This is a genomic window from Cyanobacteriota bacterium, from assembly GCA_025054735.1.
GTDB lineage: Bacteria > Cyanobacteriota > Cyanobacteriia > SKYG9 > SKYG9 > SKYG9.
Map to the genome: position 1 here is coordinate 1 of JANWZG010000368.1, position 4060 is coordinate 4060.

Sequence of the window (4060 nt, forward strand, 5' to 3'; positions counted from 1 at the left end):
CGGAATAGAGGGTGAACCAAGGGCGATCGTTCTGCTCAACTTGCCAGGTGATATAAGGATGGCAGAGGGCTAGTTGATGAATGATGAGTTGCACTGCCCGCAGTTGTTGAGCTAGGGGTGGTAGCCCGTCGCGTCGGCCTAGCCATTGGGCGAACAGGTCACTGACAGTAACGACGGTACCAGGAGCGATCGCGGCTACTTCCACCTGAGCAGGCTTTCCTTGGTGATCATATACCACTCGCCACCCTTCCTTGGCTGATGGTTCTCGACTACAAATCTCCAAGGTTGCTAATTGGGCGAGGCTGTGCAGCGCCTCACCCCGGAAGCCCAAGCTGGTAATTTGCCAGAGGTCTCTACTGGAGCGAATTTTACTCGTGCTGTGGGGTAGAGCAGCTTGCTTAAGGTTGGCGATCGTCATCCCCTTGCCGTTATCTGCAACTCGCACTCGCCACTGGTCAGCCCAAATAGCGATGGCCAGTCGTGTTGCTCCTGCATCAATCGCATTTTCAGCCAACTCCCGCACGACGGCTGCTAAGGAGTCAATCACCTCGCCTGCGGCAATCAGATGCACAACATTAGTTGGGAGCGATCGAATCGAAGCCATTATCACCAGAAGCCTGACATTAGGACATCACTCAGTGAGTAATGTTCCTTTTCTAGCGCATATGTATGCTTAGCGCATAACTCTCCTAACTATGGAATCCAGTGACTAGGGTAAAACTGGATCCATAGTAGGCTCAGGAGCTTTGTCAAGTTGGGCAATCACGGCCATGACAGCACTGCGACTGAGTTTGCTTTCACCCTGACTGAGTACATCCAGGGTGGCATGGGCTAAGGCTAGAGGAATTTGGCAGAAGTTGAGGGCGGGACCAGGGGGCAGAGTAGCTGTGTAGGCATCGGCTAAAGACAGGTTATAACGAGCGTAAGCGTGGAGGTCGGCATCTGTCCAACCGTGGGGATAGAAGTCAACCCCCCGCTCTAGGTCTTCGGCGTGGTTACGCAGAATGTTCACAGCTTGCAAACCGCGACCAAAGCCAAGGGCATGAAGGCGATTGGTGATGGTGCCATCGTACCAAGCCCATAGGTCGGAGAGCAGCAGGCCAACGGCTCCAGCAACGCTGAAGGTATAGCGATCGAGGTCGGCTTCGGTACGAATTGTCCAGTTATCTAGTGCCCAACTGGCCATGCGGTCAGCCATGGCAGCGGTAGCATCCCAAATACGTGGGGCGATCGTCACCGGAGCCATTAGTGCCCATTCCCCTACCCGCAGGGATACTTCTGGCAATAGAGCAATATCCTCAGAGTCGGCAAAGGAAAAGTCAGCAATTGTGTGGCCCTCAGTTGCAGCCTGCAAGGTAAAACTGATGGTATGCAACAGCTTAGCCTTAAGAGAATTTTCGAGTTGAGGATGGTCTTCAATTTCGTCGATTGCCCGCATACACAAATAGGCAGACGCGACTGCCTCCTTTAAGCCCACAGGTAACCGACTGATGGGAATATAAAATGTCCGACTGGTCCGTTCTAAAACAGCCATCGCATCATTATGTGGTTTCATTGCATCACTCCTCGTTTGACATCCAGCATGGAATCTAGAACACCAATCCGAACTAGCCTGAGGCATAGCTCTTGCACACCACTTACACAAAAACGATTTGCAGGTATCTTATCAGCCTCAGTCTTTTTTTAATCAATTCGCTACCATACCTCATGGTCAGTATGCTGCTACAGCTCCGCATTAGTGTTGCCTAGTGCTAGCCCTGCTTTACTGCGGTGGTCAATGGCTCTGTATGCTACGATCGGCGGTGGTAGCGAGCCAGCAACGCCAACCCTTTAAGTCCCCAACTGGCAACCATGGGCATGAGTTGTGGACGCAACAAGCGAGGATCAAACTTGCTCATACGGTGGTTATTCTCCCGCAGACAGGCTGTTACAAATGCCGATAGAGTCAAGTTCACAACTATGGCGTTTGCTCCAGTGGCCGTAAACCCTGCGCCATTGCCATCGGTGCTGCCTCCAAAGGCAGCAGTTAATCGTCACAATGCCTTACCGTAATGCCAAAGCGCTTTAGCATCCCGAAATTGCACGGGTAAACCGATGTAGTCTTTGTCAAACTTGAGCAGGCATTCCGTCACACCTAGGATATTGGTTAGAACCCTAGTTTGTGTGGAAAATTGCTAAATCTGTGCTGAAGTAACGTAAAGGAGCCTAGGGATGATGGGATGGGGGCAGCATAGATAACCAACTGGTGATGCAGTCCCAGACTTGCTCCACAATGTTGGATGAGTCAGCATCGAACCAGACGATCGCAGGATTTGCCCGAAACCACGTGCGTTGACGTTTGGCAAATTGACGAGTATGCTGCACAATCAGCGTTTCCGCCTGATGTAAGGAGATAGCTCCAGCTAAATACTGGTTAATTTCTCGGTAGCCCAAGGTTGCTAATAGTGGCAAATCATTACCATATTGCTGACACAGTGCCTCAACTTCAGCTACAAACCCCATGTCTAGCATAGTGCTTGTTCGCTGAGCAATCCGCTGCTTTAACCGGTCACTGTCTGGACAATCTAATCCTAGGTGCAAAATTGGATAGGGTGGTGGCTGTTCTAGTTGGAGCTTGGAAATGGGCTTTCCTGTAACATAAAATACTTCTAGAGCACGGATAGTTCGTACTGGATCATGGGGATGAATTTTAGTGGCGGCGACAGGATCTACTTGTTGCAGCATAGCGTAGCACTGGGATTGTCCCAACTGATGGAGTTGAGCACGTAAGTCCTGTTGGGGAGCGATATTGGGAATAGTCATCCCTTGAGTGATCGCTCGAATGTAAAGGCCAGTGCCACCGACGAGTAGAGGATAAGGGGCAGAGTGTGAACAGTGAAGGGTAGTAATAAGCTGTTGCACCTGATGTTGATAGTCAGCAACTGTAAAGGTATCGGTGGGGTTACAAATATCAATTAGGTAATGGGGAATTTGCTGTTGATCCGCTGGGGTGGGTTTTGCTGTGCCGATGTCAAACCCTCGATACACCTGACGAGAGTCAGCACTAATGATCACCGTAGCAAGGCGCTCTGCGATAGCCATGGCCAGGTTTGATTTGCCTGTGGCTGTAGCTCCGCAAATTACAATCAAACCAGAAACTTTTGGAGGTTGGCTAGACATAGTGTCCTGGAAAGCGACGATCGGTCACGTTGTCGATCGTGTCAAAACACTAAAGCCTACTGTAGTAGGTACAACGGTAGCTGTCATTACTGACTTTATGGCGATTACTAACCCCAGCAAAGATGCCTATCTAGATTAGGCCGTAGCTAAACTTGCTACTGACTTCCAATATGCTATCTGCAAAGGGCCAACAGGGGCTGGCTATGTCTGGCAACGCAGTCTAGTAAGAGACGTGGTTGACTCAACAACACGCCGACAAAATGTTACTGTTTTCAGTATCTACACTACCAAGATGCCAGATCGAACATTTCAAACCTAGGGAATTCTTGGCAGTTTTCTCACCTATCGCAAAGGCTAGGTTGGCGAGGTTTCCCTAGTGTAATCAGGTTCACGTTCAGGAGCACAATTGCTTCAACACCATTGGGATGGCTATGCTAACCATCCCGCTCTATCTCTACTCTCTAGGCTTTGCTGAAGCCAAGTCCGTGCTCTTCGGCATACCGTTCCATAAAGCGCATAAATCGATCCCACTCTTGGGCAGACCGCATGACGTAAGTAGCCTCGATCGCCCAAGGTTCACCATCCACGAACTTAGCATTGACTTCGCGAGTTACCAATTCACCCTCGTCATCCACTAGGTACATACCAGTTACGTTTTGGGTATTGCCATCTGCTAAAATCTGAGGCTTCTCGAAGCGAAATACAGCCTTGCCGTTGCTACCATCCTTGGCGCGGGTAAGGCGCACATTAGGCACTACGTCTTCAGCGATTCCCCTAGAAAATTCAATTCTTGCCATAGTTATCTACCAATTCACTCATAAAAACCCGTAAAATCTGTGCTAGTGTGACAGCCAAGGATCCCATACTATACCCGTAAACGTTACCTGGCTTACACGGTTCT

6 protein-coding genes are annotated in these 4060 nt (G+C 49.9%); 1 reads left to right on the forward strand and 5 read right to left on the reverse strand.

Features of this window, described 5'->3' with window-relative positions:
* From mutL to miaA, 4 genes are all read right to left on the reverse strand, one after another.
* Positions 1-604 (reverse strand): DNA mismatch repair endonuclease MutL (gene mutL, locus NZ772_15110; protein ID MCS6814883.1); only part of this gene is annotated, 604 nt, incomplete at its 3' end.
* A 105-nt stretch (positions 605-709) separates the two neighbouring features.
* The gene (locus NZ772_15115) at positions 710-1555 is read right to left on the reverse strand and encodes a phytoene/squalene synthase family protein (GenBank protein MCS6814884.1); all 846 of its coding nucleotides are present in this window, start codon (positions 1553-1555) and stop codon (positions 710-712) included.
* Between the two features lie 235 nt (positions 1556-1790).
* Positions 1791-1955, reverse strand: coding sequence for a hypothetical protein (locus NZ772_15120; GenBank protein MCS6814885.1), 165 nt, complete (start codon positions 1953-1955; stop codon positions 1791-1793).
* A gap of 250 nt (positions 1956-2205) precedes the next feature.
* Positions 2206-3081 carry a tRNA (adenosine(37)-N6)-dimethylallyltransferase MiaA gene (gene miaA, locus NZ772_15125; protein ID MCS6814886.1) on the reverse strand — a complete coding sequence of 292 codons (876 nt, stop codon included), beginning with the start codon at positions 3079-3081 and terminating at the stop codon, positions 2206-2208.
* Between miaA and NZ772_15130 the strand changes: the two genes are divergently transcribed.
* Positions 3080-3298: a hypothetical protein gene (locus NZ772_15130; protein ID MCS6814887.1), complete on the forward strand. Its 219-nt coding sequence runs from the start codon at positions 3080-3082 to the stop codon at positions 3296-3298. The two genes, miaA and NZ772_15130, sit on opposite strands and share 2 nt — an antisense overlap.
* Before the next feature lie 322 nt (positions 3299-3620).
* Here the strand turns inward: NZ772_15130 and psb28 are convergent, their stop codons facing one another.
* On the reverse strand, positions 3621-3956 hold the full coding sequence (gene psb28, locus NZ772_15135; protein ID MCS6814888.1) for a photosystem II reaction center protein Psb28: 336 nt from the start codon (positions 3954-3956) through the stop codon (positions 3621-3623).
* Positions 3957-4060: the final 104 nt, after the last annotated feature.

Coding starts and splice junctions, on each gene's coding strand:
- NZ772_15115 (MCS6814884.1), bottom strand. CDS start 1,555: ATGAAACCACATAATGATGCGATGGCTGTTTTAGAACGGACCAGTCGG.
- NZ772_15130 (MCS6814887.1), top strand. CDS start 3,080: ATGGCCAGGTTTGATTTGCCTGTGGCTGTAGCTCCGCAAATTACAATC.
- miaA (MCS6814886.1), bottom strand. CDS start 3,081: ATGGCTATCGCAGAGCGCCTTGCTACGGTGATCATTAGTGCTGACTCT.
- psb28 (MCS6814888.1), bottom strand. CDS start 3,956: ATGGCAAGAATTGAATTTTCTAGGGGAATCGCTGAAGACGTAGTGCCT.